At 62.9% G+C, this 17,786-nt stretch carries 22 protein-coding genes and 1 pseudogene; 6 read left to right on the forward strand and 17 right to left on the reverse strand.

Annotated elements, in window-relative coordinates; translation table 11 throughout:
• Positions 1–5: 5 nt before the first annotated feature.
• Positions 6–644: an FMN-dependent NADH-azoreductase gene (locus DT070_RS09855; RefSeq protein ID WP_122955234.1), complete on the forward strand. Its 639-nt coding sequence runs from the start codon at positions 6–8 to the stop codon at positions 642–644.
• A 9-nt stretch (positions 645–653) separates the two neighbouring features.
• On the opposite strand, the gene DT070_RS09860 is transcribed toward DT070_RS09855, so the two are convergent.
• A complete protein-coding gene (locus tag DT070_RS09860) occupies positions 654–1,541 on the reverse strand; it encodes a LysR family transcriptional regulator (RefSeq protein ID WP_122955235.1) in 888 nt (295 codons plus the stop codon).
• 118 nt (positions 1,542–1,659) lie between these two features.
• Between DT070_RS09860 and DT070_RS09865 the strand changes: the two genes are divergently transcribed.
• Both DT070_RS09865 and DT070_RS09870 read left to right on the forward strand, forming a co-directional pair.
• Entirely contained in the window at positions 1,660–2,448 is a 789-nt protein-coding gene (locus tag DT070_RS09865) for an SDR family NAD(P)-dependent oxidoreductase (protein WP_122955236.1), read from the forward strand.
• A 110-nt stretch (positions 2,449–2,558) separates the two neighbouring features.
• Positions 2,559–3,191, forward strand: a complete 633-nt coding sequence (locus DT070_RS09870) for a nitroreductase family protein (protein WP_122955237.1) — start codon at positions 2,559–2,561, stop codon at positions 3,189–3,191.
• A gap of 279 nt (positions 3,192–3,470) precedes the next feature.
• Here the strand turns inward: DT070_RS09870 and DT070_RS09875 are convergent, their stop codons facing one another.
• Entirely contained in the window at positions 3,471–5,039 is a 1,569-nt protein-coding gene (locus DT070_RS09875; RefSeq protein WP_122955238.1) for a cryptochrome/photolyase family protein, read from the reverse strand.
• A gap of 153 nt (positions 5,040–5,192) precedes the next feature.
• Between DT070_RS09875 and DT070_RS09880 the strand changes: the two genes are divergently transcribed.
• Both DT070_RS09880 and DT070_RS09885 read left to right on the forward strand, forming a co-directional pair.
• Positions 5,193–5,432 carry a hypothetical protein gene (locus DT070_RS09880; RefSeq protein ID WP_122955239.1) on the forward strand — a complete coding sequence of 80 codons (240 nt, stop codon included), beginning with the start codon at positions 5,193–5,195 and terminating at the stop codon, positions 5,430–5,432.
• Between the two features lie 95 nt (positions 5,433–5,527).
• A complete protein-coding gene (locus DT070_RS09885) occupies positions 5,528–6,028 on the forward strand; it encodes a contact-dependent growth inhibition system immunity protein (protein WP_122955240.1) in 501 nt (166 codons plus the stop codon).
• A 364-nt stretch (positions 6,029–6,392) separates the two neighbouring features.
• Here the strand turns inward: DT070_RS09885 and DT070_RS09890 are convergent.
• The 6 genes and pseudogenes from DT070_RS09890 to DT070_RS09915 form a co-directional block, all read right to left on the reverse strand.
• Positions 6,393–6,650, reverse strand: a pseudogene (locus tag DT070_RS09890) (IS21 family transposase); the annotation flags it as partial.
• Between the two features lie 234 nt (positions 6,651–6,884).
• Complete coding sequence (locus tag DT070_RS09895; RefSeq protein WP_122957343.1) at positions 6,885–7,244, reverse strand: hypothetical protein; 360 nt, start codon at positions 7,242–7,244, stop codon at positions 6,885–6,887.
• An 81-nt stretch (positions 7,245–7,325) separates the two neighbouring features.
• Positions 7,326–7,685, reverse strand: coding sequence for a hypothetical protein (locus tag DT070_RS09900; protein ID WP_122955241.1), 360 nt, complete (start codon positions 7,683–7,685; stop codon positions 7,326–7,328).
• Positions 7,682–8,068 (reverse strand): roadblock/LC7 domain-containing protein, encoded by a 387-nt coding sequence (locus tag DT070_RS09905; protein ID WP_122955242.1) that lies wholly within the window; start codon positions 8,066–8,068, stop codon positions 7,682–7,684. Before DT070_RS09905 ends, DT070_RS09900 begins: the two co-directional genes overlap by 4 nt.
• Positions 8,065–8,607, reverse strand: coding sequence for an ATP/GTP-binding protein (locus DT070_RS09910; protein ID WP_122955243.1), 543 nt, complete (start codon positions 8,605–8,607; stop codon positions 8,065–8,067). The genes DT070_RS09905 and DT070_RS09910 overlap by 4 nt, the downstream gene beginning before the upstream one ends.
• Positions 8,607–9,287, reverse strand: a complete 681-nt coding sequence (locus DT070_RS09915; protein WP_122955244.1) for a hypothetical protein — start codon at positions 9,285–9,287, stop codon at positions 8,607–8,609. The genes DT070_RS09910 and DT070_RS09915 overlap by 1 nt, the downstream gene beginning before the upstream one ends.
• 321 nt (positions 9,288–9,608) lie before the next feature.
• On the opposite strand from DT070_RS09915, the gene DT070_RS09920 reads away from it, so the two are divergent.
• Positions 9,609–10,892, forward strand: coding sequence for a phosphatidylserine/phosphatidylglycerophosphate/cardiolipin synthase family protein (locus DT070_RS09920; protein ID WP_122955245.1), 1,284 nt, complete (start codon positions 9,609–9,611; stop codon positions 10,890–10,892).
• Between the two features lie 160 nt (positions 10,893–11,052).
• Here DT070_RS09920 and DT070_RS09925 read toward each other — a convergent pair whose 3' ends face one another.
• The 9 genes from DT070_RS09925 to paoA form a co-directional block, all read right to left on the reverse strand.
• Positions 11,053–11,412, reverse strand: a complete 360-nt coding sequence (locus DT070_RS09925) for a hypothetical protein (RefSeq protein ID WP_122955246.1) — start codon at positions 11,410–11,412, stop codon at positions 11,053–11,055.
• Positions 11,413–11,490: 78 nt separating this feature from the next.
• Positions 11,491–11,853, reverse strand: a complete 363-nt coding sequence (locus DT070_RS09930; protein WP_122955247.1) for a hypothetical protein — start codon at positions 11,851–11,853, stop codon at positions 11,491–11,493.
• Positions 11,850–12,233 (reverse strand): roadblock/LC7 domain-containing protein, encoded by a 384-nt coding sequence (locus DT070_RS09935; RefSeq protein ID WP_122955248.1) that lies wholly within the window; start codon positions 12,231–12,233, stop codon positions 11,850–11,852. The genes DT070_RS09930 and DT070_RS09935 overlap by 4 nt, the downstream gene beginning before the upstream one ends.
• Complete coding sequence (locus DT070_RS09940) at positions 12,233–12,775, reverse strand: ATP/GTP-binding protein (RefSeq protein ID WP_122955249.1); 543 nt, start codon at positions 12,773–12,775, stop codon at positions 12,233–12,235. The genes DT070_RS09935 and DT070_RS09940 overlap by 1 nt, the downstream gene beginning before the upstream one ends.
• Positions 12,772–13,449, reverse strand: a complete 678-nt coding sequence (locus DT070_RS09945; RefSeq protein WP_122955250.1) for a hypothetical protein — start codon at positions 13,447–13,449, stop codon at positions 12,772–12,774. The genes DT070_RS09940 and DT070_RS09945 overlap by 4 nt, the downstream gene beginning before the upstream one ends.
• A gap of 21 nt (positions 13,450–13,470) precedes the next feature.
• Complete coding sequence (locus DT070_RS21300; RefSeq protein ID WP_153976401.1) at positions 13,471–13,641, reverse strand: hypothetical protein; 171 nt, start codon at positions 13,639–13,641, stop codon at positions 13,471–13,473.
• 230 nt (positions 13,642–13,871) lie between these two features.
• Positions 13,872–16,082, reverse strand: a complete 2,211-nt coding sequence (paoC, locus tag DT070_RS09950; RefSeq protein ID WP_122955251.1) for an aldehyde oxidoreductase molybdenum-binding subunit PaoC — start codon at positions 16,080–16,082, stop codon at positions 13,872–13,874.
• Positions 16,079–17,035 (reverse strand): xanthine dehydrogenase family protein subunit M, encoded by a 957-nt coding sequence (locus DT070_RS09955; protein ID WP_122955252.1) that lies wholly within the window; start codon positions 17,033–17,035, stop codon positions 16,079–16,081. Before DT070_RS09955 ends, paoC begins: the two co-directional genes overlap by 4 nt.
• A complete protein-coding gene (paoA, locus tag DT070_RS09960) occupies positions 17,032–17,682 on the reverse strand; it encodes an aldehyde dehydrogenase iron-sulfur subunit PaoA (RefSeq protein ID WP_122955253.1) in 651 nt (216 codons plus the stop codon). Before paoA ends, DT070_RS09955 begins: the two co-directional genes overlap by 4 nt.
• Between the last annotated feature and the right edge of the window lie 104 nt (positions 17,683–17,786).

A 17,786-nucleotide genomic window follows, 5' to 3' on the forward strand; every position in this document is an offset into this window, starting at 1 on the left:
CTGGTATGAAAATTTTGCGTATCGACTGCAGCCCGAGGGCTGAGTCACAAAGCCGGAAACTTTCGGCAGCCCTCGTTGAGCGGCTTCTGGCCATGGACCCTGATGCACATGTCACGCACCGTGACCTGGGCCGCGAGCCCATTGCCCACCCGGAGGCCGACTACGCCTGGGCGCTTTCGTCGCCGGCGACGCTATCTGCCGGAGAAGCGAAAGGAGCCATGCGCCTGTCGGAAACCTTGATCCGGGAAGTGGAGGCCGCCGATGTGCTGGTCATCGGCACCCCGATGAACAACTTCACCGTGCCTTCGGTGTTCAAGGCCTGGATCGACCAGCTCCTGCGGGTAGGCCGCACCATCGGCATGTCCGCCACCGGCGAGAAGATCGGCCTGCTGCAAGACAAGCCGGTGTACGTCGGCATCGCCTCCGGCGGCTCATTCACCGGTGCGCGCGCCAACCAGCCCGACTTCCTGACGCCTTACCTGACGGCTGCCTTGGGCTGCGTAGGGCTGAAGTCCTTGCAGTTTTTTCCGGTGCAGGGAACGGCGTTCCTGAACGATGAGCAACTGGCCGCGGTCCGGGAGACGGTGCTCGCCACCCTGGAGGTGTCGAAGCCCGGCCTCGAAATGGCTGCGGAGGCCCGATAACGGCCGAAGTCAGCCCGGATCCGCCAGCGATTGCGCCAGAAAATCCACCAACGCCAGAACACGCCGGCTGGGCAGGCCGCCGGGGTGCACCGCATAGAGGTCGCTGGGCCCCACCACATAGTTTTCGAGCGCCGTCTCCAGCGTGCCGGCCTGCAGCTCATGCTGGATGTCCAGGCGGTTCTTGAAGGCGATGCCGACGCCGGCCAACGCCCAGTCACGCAGGATGCTGCCGTCATCCACCTGCCGGTCGCCGGAGACCTTGATGCTGAAGGGCTTCGAACCCTCGCGAAACGGCCAGGCGACCAGGGGCGCCCCCGGCCGCGCCAGCACCAGGCAGTTGTGGTCGGCCAGGTCTTTGGGGTGCACAGGCTTTCCGGCCCGGGCCCAGTAGGCGGGTGAGGCGCACACCAGCCGTTCGTTTCGCAGCAGCAGGCGGGCACGCAGGCTGGAGTCGGGCAGGGGCCCGTTGCGCAGCGCCAGGTCGATCTGCTCGTCCATCAGGTCCAGGTTGCTGTCGTTCAGCATCAGGCTGATGTGAATGCCGGGATGGCCGGCCTGAAACGCGTCCAGGCAGGCGCGCAGTTTCGAGCGGCCAAAGTCATGCGAGGCGGTCACGCGGATCGGCCCGGTCAGCGGCCCTTCCTGCCGCAGCCCCGACATGGCGGCGTCCCAGTCGGACACCAGGCGGCGCGCGTCGGCCAGCAGCCTTTCGCCCTCATGCGTGAAAACCAGGCGCCGGGTGGAGCGGACCATCAGCCGCGCACCAACCTCCTCTTCCAGCTGGTTGATCGCCAGCGTGACGGTGGAGGTGGCAATCGCGCGTTGCCGCGCCACCTGCGAAAAGCTTCCGGCTTCCGCGGTTTCCATGAACATCCTCAGTGCGTCGATCCGGTCCATGCGTCGTGTCTCATCTTTCGAATTTATCGAATAGTGAATTTGATATCGAGGCGATTATCAATGAACGGCAAATGATTCACAGTAGAGCCCATCACAGGAACACGCGCAAGGAGCTTTCATGATCATCGACTTCACGGGACGCCGGGTTCTGATTACCGGCTCAACCAGCGGCATCGGCTTTGCCACTGCCAAAGGCTTTCTGGCGGCAGGGGCGAATGTCGTCATCAACGGGCGCAGCGACAAGAGCGTGGCCGCCGCCATCGCACAACTGGGCGGAGCAGCGGGCAAGGTCGAGGGTTTTGCCGGCGACCTGAGCGATGAAGCGGCCTGCGCGCGGCTGGTGACCCAGTACCCGGACTTCGACATCCTGATCAACAACCTCGGCATATTCGGGCCGCAGGACTTTTTCGAAACGCCCAACAGCGAATGGCGGCGGTTCTTTGAGGTCAACGTCATGTCGGGCGTGCAGCTGTCCAGGGCCTATGGGCCCGGCATGGCGCGGCGCGGCTGGGGGCGGATTGTTTTTATCTCGTCGGAGTCGGGCGTCAACATTCCCGCAGACATGATCCATTACGGTTTCACCAAAACCGCCCAGCTGGCGGTGTCGCGCGGCCTGGCCAAACGCCTGGCCGGAACAGGCGTCACGGTCAATGCCGTGCTGCCCGGCCCCACACTTTCCGAGGGCGTGGCCGACATGCTCAAGGCCGATGTGGAGCGCACCGGCCAGAGCCTTGAGAAGGTCGCGGCCGATTTCGTCAACACCCACAGAAGCTCTTCCATCATCCGGCGCGCGGCCCGTGTCGAGGAAGTGGCCAACATGATCCTCTACGCCAGCTCCGAGCAGGCGTCCGCTACGACGGGCGCAGCGCTTCGGGTCGACGGCGGTGTTGTGGACACCGTGGTCTAGCCCCCGGTCCACCCGCTCGCGGCAGCCCGCCGCATTCATCCATCCGTCCATCCTTGAGCCTTGCCGCGACCGGCAAGGCGGGGATTCTTTCGTCCAAAAAAGGAATAGCCATGACTCACCCCTTCAACCCCTCCAGCTTTATCCAGGCCATCGAAGAGCGCCGCACCACCAATCTGTTCGATGCATCGCAAAGCATCGACGACGCGCAGATCCAGGAGCTCATCCGCCTGGCCACCAAGGCGCCGACCTCCTTCAACCTGCAGAACTGGCGATTCATTGCCGTGCGCACGGCCGAGGCCAAGGCGCGGCTGCGTAAGCTCGCATGGGACCAGGCCAAGGTGACGGACGCCGCGGTCACTTTTATTGTGTGCGGCCAGTTGCCCAACGCCCAGACCTTGCCGGACAGGCTCGCACCGTCTGTGGACGCCGGATTCATGCCCGCGGCGATGGTGCCCGGCTGGCAAGGCGCTGCCGCAAGCCTGTACTTCGAGCAACCGCAGCGCCAGCGCGACGAGGCGATCCGCTCTGCGGCCCTGGGCGCCGGCACGCTGATGTATGCGGCGCAGGCCATGGGCCTGGGTTCGGCGCCCATGATCGGTTTTGATGCCGAAGCGGTGTCGCGCGAGTTCGGGCTGGCGGCGGAAGAAGTCCCCGCGCTGCTGGTCGCGGTGGGTGTTGCCGCACCTGAAAACTGGCCGCAAAAACCGCGGCGCCCGCTATCGCAGGTTTTGCAGCTGGTCTAGCAATTCGGCGGCGGTTTGCCCGCCCGCCTGCACAGGCCTGCGGGCAGCTTCGCAATCACCTTGATTTCGAACTACAAGCCGTAGAGGCCTTTCCGCTGAACCGGCACGTCAGCGCCAAGCTGCGGGTGTTCATTGAGTGGATCGCTGAGTTGATGGCGCAGCATGCGCCTGCCGGTGGCAAGCCTGAAAGCATCGCACGCGCTCCGGCCCTGCACCGCGGCTCTGCAGCGCAGCGCAATGTGCCACGCAGCTAATTGTTTCGATTCAATCGGGCCCGTATCAGTTGCCGGGTCGCAAATTGGCCTGCCGGTGATGGTCGGCCGCCTCCTGGATGGCTTGCCTGGCCGTGGCATCCATCCGGGACAGGTTCTTCAGCTGCATGGCCATGCGCTGGTTTTTCTCGAGCAGCTTTTCATGCCGCATCAAAAAGTCCCAATACAGCGTGGTGTACGGGCAGGCTTTGGGGCCGGTGGATTCGGCCGGGTCGTATTGGCAGCCTTTGCAGTAGTTGCTCATGCGCTGAATGTATTTGCCGCTTGCCACATACGGCTTGCTCGCCATCAGGCCGCCGTCGCCAAACTGGCTCATGCCCAGCGTGTTCGGCAGCTCCACCCATTCCACAGCATCCACATAGACGCTGAGGTACCAGCCGTGAACTGCTTTCGGGTCCACCCCCAGCAGCAGGGCATAGAGGCCGGCCACCATCAATCGCTGGATATGGTGCGCGTAGCCGTGCTCCAGCGTCTGGGTGATCACGTCGCGCAGACAGGCCATGCTGGTTTCGCCCGTCCAGTACCAACCGGGGAGCGCACGCTGCGCACCCAGTGCATTTCTCTCAAGATAGCCGGGCATCTGCGTCCAGTAGATGCCGCGCACGTATTCGCGCCAGCCCAGTATCTGCCGGATAAAACCTTCCACCGCTGCAAGAGGCGCCAGGCCGAGGCGCAAAGCCTCTTCTGCAGCCGCCACCACTTCCCTGGCGCCCAGCAGCTTGAGGTTCAGCGCGCTGCTCAGGTGCGAGTGATAGAGCCAGGCCTCGCCCGACCACATGGCGTCTTCGTAGTCTCCGAAGAGGGGCAGGCGCTGGGCGATGAACTCCCGCAGGGCGACCAGCGCTTCTTCCCGTGTCACGGGCCAGCCAAACGCTTCAAGCTTGCCGGGGTGGCCGGAGAATTTTCGGTTGACCAGCGCCATCACCTCCCGCGTGGTTGCGTCGGGGGCAAAGCGGGTAGGTGGGGTGAGCTGCGGCGGCCCCGCCTTGCCAAAGGATTTGCGGTTGTCCGCATCAAAGTTCCACTGGTCACCGAGGGGTTTATCGCCCTGCATCAGAATGCCGTGCTTTTGCCGCAGCTCCCGGTACCAGTATTCGAGGCGAAGCTGCTTGCGTTGGGCGGCATGCGCGGCAAACTCCCGCACCGTGCTGAAAAAATGCCGGTCATCGCGCAGTGCCAGGGGCAACTTTTTTGTGGACGCGACAGACTTGATGAGCTGAAGTACCCGCCAGTCGCCAGGTGCGCACATGACCAAGGCCTGCGGTTGCAGGCGGTCAATGGCGTGGGCCAGTTCAAGATCCAGCGCGCCCAGGTTGCCTAGGTCGTCCAGCCCGGTGTAGCTGACCGCATAAGCCTGTGAGCTCAACCATTGCGCGAAATGCCGCATGGCGCTCAGGAACAAGGCAATGCGTTGCCTGGAAGACCACACATGGGTGGATTCCGCCTCCACTTCCGCCATCCAGACGACATCCTGGCCAACGTCAAAATCTTCAAGGGCTGACGAGGCCTGATCGAGCTGGTCTCCCAAAACAATCACCAGGTGACGGATAGGTGCCGGCGGTGCAGGGAGGTTCATGGCTCACACTTTAAGTCATGCCTGCCGGCACGACTCCTCGGGCTAAATCCCCTGGCGCAACGGGCCGTGCCGCAGGCGATATATTCAATTCCATCTGGTTTGATTCAATCCAAAGCAATCCAAAGCAATCCAAAGCAATTCAAGGAGCAGCCCATGGCCGATCTTCGCCAAGCCCTGGCCCACATGCGCGCGGGGCGCTGGAACGAGGCGCACGTTGTTGTGCAGAGTGATGAATCGCTGCTGGGCGCCTGGCTGCACGGCATCCTGCATATTGAAGAGGGCGACCTGGGCAATGCCGAGTACTGGTACGGCCAGGCGCAGCGGGATTTCGACAGCCGCGGAACGATCGCTGAAGAGCTGGATCGCTTTGAGGCCGAGCTGCCCGGTTTATAAGCAAAATTGGCCTCCAGCCCAATACCTGTATGGGCTGGCAATTCAGTATGGAAAAAATATGGGTATCAAAGTTGTCATAACCGCGGTGAACTAGCATGAACGACGTCACAGAAAAAAAATGGGCTTCGGCTTTATTCAACGGCGATTTCTATCTCATCGAAACATATTCGGGGTATCGAGGGAGTAGTCGCGACGAAAACGGTAAGCAACACACACTTGATCCGAATGCAGATGCAAACTCATTGGGTTCGGCTCTACTGGATGCGTTGTTGCATAGCCGATTCTTGACTTTGGCAGAGCTGGACGATTTCTTCGACTATAGAAAAAACCAGCAGTCTTATGAAGCTTGGGTTCAAGCGCTCATAACCAAACATGGCTACAAATCCAGGAACGCACTCTTTAAGAAAATGGCGTGTTGCACCATCACGGTGAACGTAGCTGATGGAACGATGGAGATATGCCCAATGCGCCATCAGAAGCTGGAAGGTTGGGGTCGGGAAAAAGATGATGGCATTGAGAATGTATTCATTCCGGCAAATAGTTCCGAAGCTGTTGTCGGAGACGCTTTACGCTTGGCCTTCAGTCGTTGTGTTTAGCAAGACAGCAAAACACCCAAACCAGTGCGTCGGGTTTTTCCGGCTTCGGGCTGAGCCTGTGCATCCCGCCGTTCTGCCACGGCACGCCCGTGACGGGCAGCGTCAGCGCTGCTGCACGAAAGCGAAAAGGCCAAGATCAAGGAATTGGCAAAAGGCCACGCAGAGCGCGAACAGAAGCTGGCCGATGCGGCCTGCTATTTGACTCATTGCTCAGCAGGCAAGGCCGATAGTGATCCGGTCAAGTGTTGAATTCCGCTGAAGTCTGACCCGAGTTTTCCATCGAATCTTGACCCACACTCTTTGTGAGCAGAAGGTGCTCACGATGTGGATAAGTTCTTGATCTTCTCCTTTTCGGGCTGAGTGTGTGGATCTGCCTCAAAGTGCGCCGCTGTTTCCGCGATTTTGTTGCCTCGATTCCTGGCCAGGTGGCCAGCTTCTCGGCGTAGGGATCGAGCTTGTTTGAGCTAACCCGTCTTTCGTAGCTGGGCTCGGTTTCCTCTGAGCGCAGGTACTTCTTCACTGTGTTGCGAGCCAGGCCCGTACGCCTTGAGATCTCGCGGATGGACACCTGATCGCGCAGTGCCCAACGTCTGATGACATTCAATGTCGCCACGTCTATCACTCCTGAATTCCCTCTGCTTTTAAAACAAGCGGAGTAGTGCCTACGTGGGTCAGTTTTGGATGGAAATTACTGCGCTAAGTGGGTCAGATTTCGACGGAACTCAACACTCAAGCCCATTATGTGTATGGGCTGATAGCTACCAATTTAATAGCAATGAAAGAATTGCACGAAAACTGCAGCGGCGTGCACGGGAGCGATGCCCATGCGCGCCTTGCCTTCAAACGACGGCCTTGATTAGAACGTCAGGTCTTTCTCGATGTCCTGCATCTTGCGCCGGGCGATGGCCAGGTTGGACTTGGCCTTGTCCAGCACGTAATAGATGAAGACGCCTTCCCTGCGTGAGAGCGGGCGGATCAGGTGGTATTGCTTGCCCAGGGTGATGAGGATGTCCTCGATCACGTCGTTCAGGCCCAGTGAGCGCATGGTCTTGAGCTTGGCGCGCATCACTTCCGTGTTGCCGGCGGCGGCTACTTCCAGGTCTACCCCGGTGCCGGCGGAACCCAGCATCATGCCGCTGGAGGAGTCGACGACTGCGGCGCACAGTGCGCCGTCAAGGGTCAGAAGTTCGTCGAGAGATTGCTTGATGGTTGACATTTTTTTGTAAGTCCTGGCGCGCATGTTCTTTAAAGGGATACGGGAAAGGCATGCGCGCCACCATTCCCGTGCCCGTTGAATTCATCTGCCGATCATTCGGCCGAGTTCGCCGACCTTGCGGAACCAGTCTCCCGTGTCCAGCGCCATTCGCGCCGACAGCGTGGCCATCACAATGCCCTTGCCGCACGGCATCAGGCTGAGCACGCCGCCCTGGTGGATCATCGAGATGGCCTGCAGCGGCCCGAGTTTTGAGAAAGGGCTGCCGCTGCGTTCATGCATGCGCCAATAGTCGCTCGCCGCCTCGGCGATGGCGTCGATCTGCGGGTGCTTGCCGGCGGACAGGTACACCATGCCGGTGGCCGAATCCACCAGCGCGCAGGCGTTGACGCCTGGCGTCAGGGCCATGTTCTCCAGTTCAGCCGCGATGTGCTGGGTGTTCACGCGGCCTCCAGTGCCCTGGCAAATTCGCCCGCGCGCCAGGCAACCTGCCCGAGGATGGCGTGCTCATTCGCGATGACGTTCACCACCAGGTCCACATCCGTGCGGTTGACGGCGCTCAGAAAAGCAAAGCCTGCATCCGTGTTGATGGTGACGCTGCGGCTGCGGCCCAGCCGGGCCTCTTGCGACACCACGGCCCCGATGGCCGAGATCGAGCTGGCCAGCGCGGCTACACGCACCGGGTCGATTTCGCGCGTCACGGCGCTGGCGATGTCGAAGCCGTCGGTGGTGGCCACTACCACGGCGACCACGCCGCTCACTTCTTCCAGCATCCTGCGTGCCTGTTCTTCGGCCGCGCTGCGGACCGTCTCATTCACCATCGTCATGTTGTTTCATTCCCGGTCAAGGATTCCATTTGCGACAGCAAGGTGTCGATCAGCAGCGCCACGTCCTCGCGCTGGCGCACATCGACAGGCAGTACGGGCAGCACCAGCCCGTGCTGCTCCAGCCGGGCCGAATAGGCGTCCAGGTTGGGTTCTGCATGCGTGTCCATTCTTCCGACGCCGACGGTGCAGGGCGTGTGCGCCAGCACGTCGGCAAAGCCTGTGAGGTAGGCGTCGAGGTCGGCCAGCGGGTCGGGCCTGGAGTTGTCGACCAGGATGATGATGCCCAGCGCGTTCTGCGCCAGGATGCGCCACATGAAATCAAAGCGCGCCTGGCCGGGCGTTCCGAAGAGGCGCAGCCTGTCTCCGGTATCCAGCGTCAGCTGCCCGAAGTCCAGCCCCACCGTTGTCTTCGCCTTGGCGAGCGAGGTGTCGTTGTTGGCCACGTCGGTCACGACGGGCGGTGTTTCGCTGATGGCCGCGATCGCGGTGGTCTTGCCGGCGCCCATGGTGCCGGTGAAAACGATTTTGTATTCCCTCATCAGGCGCTCCGGCTGTTGCGGCTCAAGCCCAGGCGGCGGCGGATGCTGCTGAGCAGACCGGGCGCGCCATGGGCCTGGGCCGCACCCCTCGGGGCGGACGCGGCGGCCGCTTGCCGCGGGTGTCCTGATGCCGCCTCGGCGATCTCCCAGCTCAGCAGGTCATGCTTTTCAAGCTCCAGCATGAAGGCGCCGCATGCCGACTCGGGATACCCGGCGGCCGCGCTCAGTTCACGCGCAGAACGGGACCGCCGCGACAGCAGCGTCGCCAGCTGGATCCGCTCGCGGCTGGAGCCCACCAGGTAAGAAGGCGGCCAGCGCTTGAGGCGGCCGCGCCTGTCTGAAGGCACCGTGGCCGCTTCACTGCGGCGCGGTGCAACAACGGGTGCAGGTTTCAGTGCCGGCCCCACGCGCCCCAGCAGGGCCACAAAATCCTCCGCCCTGAAGGGCCGCTCAAGGCACTCGCGGCCGTTGGCTTCACCGCGCCGCACGATGGGCACGACGATCTGGGCCGGCGGGCCGGCATGGACCCGCTCAGGTTCGAGGGTAGACGCCGTCAGCAACACGTCGCAGGGACCTTCTTCGCTCAAGCTCCAGTCCATCACCAACTGGGTGCTGAGCTTCAGAATGGTCCGTAGCAAACCCACTTCCGCAGCAGATAAACCTTCAACGCCGATGATCATAAAAGACTACTTTATAAGTACCAAATAAACAGAAATATCTGTCGTTTGTAATATTTGGTTTGCAATAAATATAGTTCAGGCTGCCTAAATTTCAATGAAATCGTAAGTATGCTCATCATTTTTGTGACATTAATCACACAGTGCTTTAGGCTTTAAGCATCTCTGGCGATCCGCTACCGGCTGCAACTCCGTGAAGATGAAAAAGGCGCGCTGAGCTGCCTCGCCCGGTGATGTCTTCTGCCACCTCAAGCCCGCTGGCTTCAGCGTGTTGGCGTGTGCTCCTACCCGGCAAGCACGGGGTGGTGCGCACAATCGCCTTCCATGACAACCCGCGCGCACCCCTGGCTGACAGGCATCCTGACGTTTATCGCGGCGCTGGCCGCGGTCTTGCTGGCACTCAATGTTTCAGTCGGAGAGAAAAAGGTGAGGCAGCAGCTGACACGCCACTACAGCGTGGCCGACCCGCAGTTTCACCGCGCCATGGGCAGCCTGCTGGGCCCGGGCATTGTGGGCGGCAACCAGGCGGCGGAGCTGCTCAACGGCGACCAGATCTTTCCGGCCATGCTGGGTGCGATCAAGGCGGCCACCCAAACCATCACATTTGAAACCTATATCTACTGGTCGGGCGATATCGGCAAGCAGTTTGCCGATGCCTTGTCTGAACGGGCCAAGGCCGGCGTCAAGGTCCATATCCTTCTGGACTGGGTGGGCAGCGCCAAGATGGACGACGACCTGCTCAAGGAGATGGCGGACGCGGGTGTCGACATCCGCAAGTTCCACAAACCCGCCTGGTACACCCTGGCCAAACTCAACAACCGCACGCATCGCAAGCTGCTGGTGGTGGACGGCAAGGTCGGCTTTACCGGCGGCGTGGGCATCGCCCCCAAATGGACGGGCAACGGGCAGGACGCTGAGCACTGGCGTGACTCGCACTACCGCGTCGAAGGGCCGGTGGTGGCGCAGATGCAGTCCACCTTTTTGGACAACTGGCTCAAGGTGAGCGGCCAGGTGCTGCATGGCGAGCCCTACTTTCCGGAGATCAAGCCAGCGGGCAACAGCCTGGCGCAGATGTTTTCGAGCTCGCCCACCAGCGGCAGTGAAAACGTCGAGCTGATGTACCACCTGGCCCTGACGGCCGCCGCCAAAACGATTGACCTCTCGATGGCCTACTTTGTGCCCGATGAGGTGAGCATTGAAATCCTGCTGGATGCCGTGCGCCGCGGTGTACGCGTTCGCCTCATCACGCCCGGCGACATCATCGACACCGAAACCGTGCGCGCCGCGTCACGCGCGACCTGGGGCAGCCTGCTGGAGGCCGGCGTCGAGATCCATGAGTTCCAGCCCAGCATGTACCACTGCAAGGTCATGATCGTTGACGGCCTGATGGTTTCCGTCGGCTCGACCAACTTTGACGCCCGCTCCTTCAGGCTCAACGACGAAGCCAACCTGAATATCTATGACGCGGCCTTCGCGGCGCGCCAGACCGAGGTGTTTGAGCAGGATTTGCAGAAGTCCCGCCGCGTGACCTTGCAGGAATGGCAAAACCGGCCGCTTGGCGAAAAGTTCAGCGAGAAGCTGGCCTCGCTGCTCAACTCGCAGCTGTGAAGGCCGGCTTGCGGTGAAGCTTATGAATAAAATTGGCCTCTAGTCCAATGTGCGTATAGGCTAATAGCTATTAATCTGATAGCAAACGGCAGAGGGTACGGAAACGGGCGCGGCGAGCGCGGGCGATGCCCGTACACGCCTTGCCCTTAACACTGCGGGCTTAAAACGTCAGGTTTTTTTCGATGTCCTGCATCTTGCGCCGGGCGATCGCCAGGTTGGACTTGGCCTTGTCCAGCACGTAATAGATAAAAACGCCTTCCTTGCGCGAGAGCGGGCGGATCAGGTGGTATTGCTTGCCCAGCGTGATGAGGATGTCTTCGATCACGTCGTTCAGGCCCAGCGAGCGCATGGTCTTGAGCTTGGCGCGCATCACCTCGGTGTTGCCGGCGGCGGCCACTTCCAGGTCCACGCCGGCGCCGGCGAAGCCCAGCATCATGCCGCTGGAGGAATCGACGAGTGCGGCGCACAGCGCGCCGTCCAGGGTGAGAAGTTCGTCGAGAGATAGCTTGATAGATGACATTCTTGTGGGTCCTTGCGCGCATGACATGCAAATGGATACGGGATTGGCATGCGCGCCACCGTCCCCGCGCCCGTTGATTTATCGCTTGCCGGCCAGGCGCCCTAACTGGCCGACCCTGCGGTGCCAGGCGCCCAGATCCAGCTCCATGCGCCTGGACAGCGTCGCCATCACGATGCCTTCGCCGCACGGCATCAGGCTCAGTACGCCGTCCCGGTGGATCATCGAGATCGCCTGCAGCGGCCCGAGTGCGGCAAGCGGGGTGCCGTTGCGCGCGTACATGCGCCAGTAGTCGCTCGCCGATTCGGCGATCGCGTCGATCTGCGGGTGCTTGCCGGCAGACAGGTACACCATGCCCGTGGCTGAATCGACCAGCGCGCAGGCGCTAACACCCGGCGTTTCGGCCATGCTCGCCAGTTCTGCCGAAACCTCCTGCTTGTTCACGCCGCCTCCAGCGCCTTGACGCATTCGCCGCAGTGCCATGCGACCTGCCCGAGGATGGCGTGCTCGTTGGCGATGACGTTGACCACGAGTTCCAGGTCCGCGCGGTTGACCGCACTGAGGAAGGCAAAACCTGCGTCCGTATTGATGGTGACGCTGCGGTTTTTGCCCAGGCGCGCCTCTTGCGACACCACGGAGCCGATGGCCGAAATGGAGCTCGCCAGCGCGGCCACACGCACCGGGTCGATGTCGCACGTCACCGCGCTTGCGATGTCGAAGCCGTCGGCCGTGGCGATCACCACGGCCACCACGCCATTGATTTCTTCCAGGGTTTTGCGCGCCTGCGCTTGGGCCACGCTGCGCAGTTGTTCATTCACGATCATCAGGTTTCGTTTTCCGTTATTGAGGATTCCAGCTGGGACAGCAGGGTGTCGATGAGCAAGGCCACCTCTTCGCGCCGGCGCACATCGACCGCCAGCACCGGCAGCACCAGCCCGTGCGCTGCGAGCCGCGCTGAAAATGCGTCCAGGTCAGGGTGTGTGTGGGTGTCCATCCGCCCTACGCCCACCGTGCAGGGCGTGTGCGCCAGCACTTCGGCAAAACCCGTGAGGTAGGCGTCGAGGTCGGCCAGGGGATCGGGCCGGGCGTTGTCGACCAGGATGATGATGCCGAGCGCGTTTTGCGCCAGGATGCGCCACATGAAGTCAAAACGCGCCTGCCCCGGCGTGCCGAAGAGTCGCAGCCGGTCGCCGGTGTCCAGCGTCAGTTGCCCGAAGTCCAGCCCCACCGTGGTTTTGGCTTTGGCGAGCGAGGCGTCGTTGTTCGCCACGTCGGTGACCACCGGGGGCGTCTCGCTGATGGCGGCAATGGCCGTGGTTTTGCCGGCGCCCATGGTGCCGGTGAAAACGATTTTGTATTCCCTCATTCGGCGCTCCGGCTGTTCCAGCTCAAGCCCAGGCGGCGGCGGATGCTGCTGAGCAAACCGTGGGATCGGGCGTCCTGGCGTTCAGGCGCGGGCGTATGGGTGACCGGGGCCGCGGCAACAATGGCCGTTGGTGCCTGGTCATCGGGTTCCCAACTCAGCAGGTTGAGACGGTCCAGTTCCTGCATGAAGGCGCTGCAGGCCGATTCGGGGTAGCCCGCCATTGCGCTCAGTTCACGCGCTGACCGGGGGCGACGAGACAACATCGTCGCCAGCTGGATGCGTTCGCGGCTGGCGCCCATCAGTTGCGCCGGTGGCCAGCGCTTGAGGCGGCCGCGCCGCGCGATGGGCGGCGTCATCGCTTCGTGCGGGCGCTTACGACTCGCATCCGCCTTGATAAGTGTGGGCCCAATACGCTGCAGCAGCCCCACAAAATCTTCCGCGCGGAAAGGCCGCTCAAGGCATTCGCCACCCTGGCCTTCACCGCGCCGCACGACGGGCACGACGAAGTTGCCGGCGGGCGCCCGCTGCGCGACGGTGGCGTGCGTTGTCAGGAGAATATGGCACGAACCGTTTTCGCTCACAGTCCAATCAGCCGTCAGCTGCGTGCTGAGCTTCAGAATGGTTCGCAGCAGTCCCACTTCCGCGGCGGACAGACCCTCTGTGCCAATGATCATAAAAAGAAAACTTTGTAAGTGCTATTTGTAGAAATCCTCCCGTTTGTAAGGGTTGAGCGTTAACAAATCTAATACCAATAGATCAAATTCAGAAACGCCAGGCAGGCGCATCATTCCGGAAAATTTTTCATGCACTTTTTGCCGTGGTCGCGCCGCCGAATGACCGCCGAACAGGATGAGCGCAATGTCCATGATCACTAATAGCCTGATGGCTCGAAGGCCTGCGTAGTCTCCACCAACTTTGACGCCAGCTATTCAGACGCAACGGCGAAGCCAATCGCAACATCCATGACGCAGCTTTGGCGGCCCGATGGGCAACTGCCGGGATTTATGAGCCAAATCGCCCTCTAGTCCAGACGGTACCTTGGTATATCGCTATTAATTTGATAGCAATTGAGGGGCTGGCCAGGCAAGCTCACCCCTCAAACGACGGCCGGCAGTTTCTCCAGCAGCTTGTCCAGCGTGATCGGGTACTCCCGCACACGCGCACCGGTGGCGTTGTAAACCGCGTTGGCCACGGCGGCGCCGACGCCGCAGATGCCCAGCTCACCGACGCCCTTGGCCTTCATCGGTGAAGAGGTCGGGTCGGTCTCGTCCAGGAAGATGACGTCCTGGTGCGGAATGTCGGCATGCACCGGCACTTCATAGCCGGCCAGGTCGTGGTTCACAAAAAAGCCATGGCGTTTGTCGACGGCGAGTTCTTCCATCAGTGCCGCGCCCACGCCCATGGTCATCGCGCCAATCACCTGGCTGCGCGCACTCTTGGGGTTGAGGATGCGGCCCGCGGCGCAAACCGCCAGCATGCGCCGCACGCGGATCTCGCCGGTGTAGAGGTCCACGCCGACTTCCACAAAGTGCGCACCGAAGGTCGACTGCTGAAATTTTTTGCCCAGGTCGCCGAACTCGATGGTGTCTTCAACCACCAGCCCGGCGGCGCCGGCAGCGTCCGCCAGCGGCACACTGCGACCGCCCGCACTGACCATGCCGTCAGAGAAGGCGGCATCGCCCGGCGCCATGCCCAGTTTCTGGGCAACCGCTTCGCGCAGCTTCATGCAGGCCGCGTACACGCCCGAGGTGGAACTGTTGGCACCCCATTGCCCGCCGGAGCCGGCCGACACCGGAAACGCGGAGTCGCCCAGCCGCACAAACACTTTTTGCAGCGGCACGCCCATGACTTCAGCGGCGGTCTGCGCAATGACGGTGTAGGTGCCGGTGCCGATATCGGTCATGTCGGTCTCGACGGTGACGAGGCCGGTGTTGTCCAGCCGCACGCGCGCAGCGGACTTCATCGTGATGTTGTTGCGAAACGCGGAGGCCACGCCCATGCCGATCAGCCAGCGGCCTTCGCGCAATTGGGCGGGTTGGGCGATGCGCCGGCTCCAGCCAAAGGTTTGCGCGCCGGTTCTCAGGCACTGGATCAGCTGGCGCTGCGAGAAGGCGCGTTCGGGTTTTTCAGGGTCGACCTGCGTGTCATTCAGGATGCGGAACTCGACCGGGTCCAGCCCGAGCTTTTCGGCCATCTCGTCCATCGCGATTTCCAGCGCCATCATGCCGGGTGCTTCGCCCGGCGCGCGCATCGCATTGCCTTCGGGCAGGTCCAGCACGGCCAGCCGCGTGCTGGTGAGGCGGTTGGCGCCGGCGTACAGCAGGCGCGTCTGGTTCACCGCGGTCTCGGGCCCGCCGCCGGGCAGGTCGCCTGACCAGCCGTCATGGCCGATGGCGGTGAGCTTGCCGTCACGCCCCGCCCCCAGCCGTATGCGCTGGATGGTGGCCGGCCGGTGGGTGGTGTTGTTCATCATCAGCGGCCGCTGCAGTGCGACCTTGACGGGCCGCCCCACCGCGCGCGCGCCCAGCGCCGCGAGCAGCACATCGGCACGCAAAAAAAGCTTGCCGCCAAAGCCGCCGCCAATAAAGGGCGAGACCAGCCTGACATTGGCCTTCGGGATGCCCAGCGTCTTGGCCAGGTCGCCCACGCCCCAGTCGATCATCTGGTTGGCCGTCCACACCGTGAGCTTGTCGCCCGTCCACGCGGCGGTGGAGGCATGCGGCTCCATCATCGCGTGCGACTGGTCGGGGGTGGTGTAGGTGGCGTCCAGCTGCACAGGCGCTGCGGCGAAGGCGCCGGCGAAATCGCCTACCTTCGTTTCGGGCGGCCCGGCAAAGTCGGACTCCTTGGCCAGCGGTGCGCCGTCTTTTTCAGAGGCCAGGCTGAACTTGCCCGGCGTGCTCAGGTAGGTGATGCGCACCAGCTGCGCGGCGGCGCGCGCCTGCTCGAAGGTGTTGGCCACCACCAGCGCCACGGCCTGGTGGTAGTGGTCGATCTCCGGCCCGCCCAGCAGTTTGGCGGTGTTCATGCTGCCCTTGGCAAGCTTGCCGGCGTTGTCTGCCGTGACGATGGCGATCACGCCCGGCGAGGTGCGGGCCGCGCGCACATCCATGGACGCGATGCGGCCCTTGGCAATGCCGGCGCCGACGACATAACCGTAAGCCGCGTCGGGCGCGGCGTCGTGGCGTTCGTAGGCGTAGGGTGCGGTGCCGGTGGTTTTCAGCGGGCCGTCAATGCGGTCGACGGGTTGGCCGATGACCTTGAGCTGGTCAATCGGGTTGGTGATGGCGGGGGTGTCGAACTTCACGATGCGCTCCTCGCCTGGGCCAGCGCGGCGGCGATGGTTCGCTCCACCAGTGGCAGTTTGAATGCGTTGTCAGGGGTGACTTGCGCGCCGGCCATCAAGCCAAGCGTCAGCGCCCGCGCGCCTTGCGGCATCGCGGCCTCCGCGGCTTCCACGCGCCAGGGTTTGTGCGCCACGCCGCCCAGTGCGACCTTGCCCGATCCGTCGCGCTGCACGATGGCGGCCACGGAGACGAGCGCAAAGGCATACGAGGCACGGTCGCGCACCTTGCGGTAGATATGGGCGCCGCCAACAGGGCGTGGCAGCGTCACGGCGGTGATCAACTCACCCGGTTCGAGATTGGTCTCGATGTGCGGCGTGTTGCCCGGCAGCCGGTGAAAGTCGGCAATCGGGATGACGCGCGTGCGCCCGTCGGGCCGCACGGTTTCGACCGCGGCGTCCAATACCCGCATGGCAACCGCCATGTCGCTCGGGTGGGTGGCAATGCAGGACTGGCTGGTGCCGATGATGCCGTGCTGCCGCGTCACGCCGCCCAGGGCGCTGCAGCCGCTGCCCGGCTGGCGCTTGTTGCAGGGCTGGTCGGTGTCGTAGAAATAAGAGCAACGCGTGCGCTGCAGCAGGTTGCCCGCGGTGGTCGCCTTGTTGCGCAACTGGCCTGAGGCACCGGCGAGCAGCGCGCGTGACAGCACGCCGTAGTCGCGCCGCACGCGCTCGTCAGAGGCGAGCGCCGTGTTGCGCACCATCGCGCCCACACGCAGGCCGCCCTCGGCCGTGGCCTCGATCTTGTCCAGCGCCAGGCCGTTCACATCGACCAGGTGTGCAGGCGCTTCGATCTGCAGCTTCATCAGGTCCAGCAGGTTGGTGCCGCCGGCGATGAACTTGGCCGCCGGGTTGCGCGCCACCGCCGCGGCGGCTTGCGCCGGCGAGGTGGCGCGTTCGTAGGTAAAGGGTTTCATGCCTGCACCCCCGCGGCTTCGGTGATCGCTTCCACGATGTTGGAGTAGGCGCCGCAGCGGCAGATGTTGCCGCTCATGCGCTCGCGAAGTTCGTCGGGCGAGAGCAGCGGGCGCGCGGTGATGTCGGCGCTGACATGGCTCGGGATACCCCGGCGGATTTCATCGAGCGCGCCGACGGCCGAGCAGATTTGCCCCGGCGTGCAGTAGCCGCACTGGTAGCCGTCGTGTTTGACAAAAGCTGCCTGCATCGGGTGCATGCGCTGCAGCGTCCCCAGGCCTTCGACGGTGGTGACCTTGCTGCCTTCGTGCATCACGGCCAGCGTGAGGCAGGAGTTGATCCGTTGCCCATCAAGCAACACCGTGCAGGCGCCGCACTGGCCGTGGTCGCAACCCTTCTTGGTGCCCGTCAGGTGCAGGTGCTCACGCAAGGCATCGAGCAGCGTCGTGCGCGTGTCCAGCTCCAGCGTGTGCGCCGTGCCGTTGACTTCAATCGTTACGCGGGCTTGCGGTACGGAGCCGGGTGCGGCGAGCGGTGAAGAAGGGGCGGCGGAGGCGTCTGATGGCATGGTGGTCACCGCCGCTGAGGCGGCACTGGCGATCAGAATACCCCGCCGTGAGATGGTGAGTGCATCGGTGGGACTTTCCATGGCTTCTGCCTTTGTGTGAGAGTGGCGAGGTAAACCGCCAGCATCCCGGGGCAGGGCCGGTCGTACTGTAGGAGGCTGGCTTGGCGCGTCGTCAGTTGTCGCCA

The organism is Polaromonas sp. SP1, from assembly GCF_003711205.1.
Classification (GTDB): domain Bacteria; phylum Pseudomonadota; class Gammaproteobacteria; order Burkholderiales; family Burkholderiaceae_C; genus Polaromonas.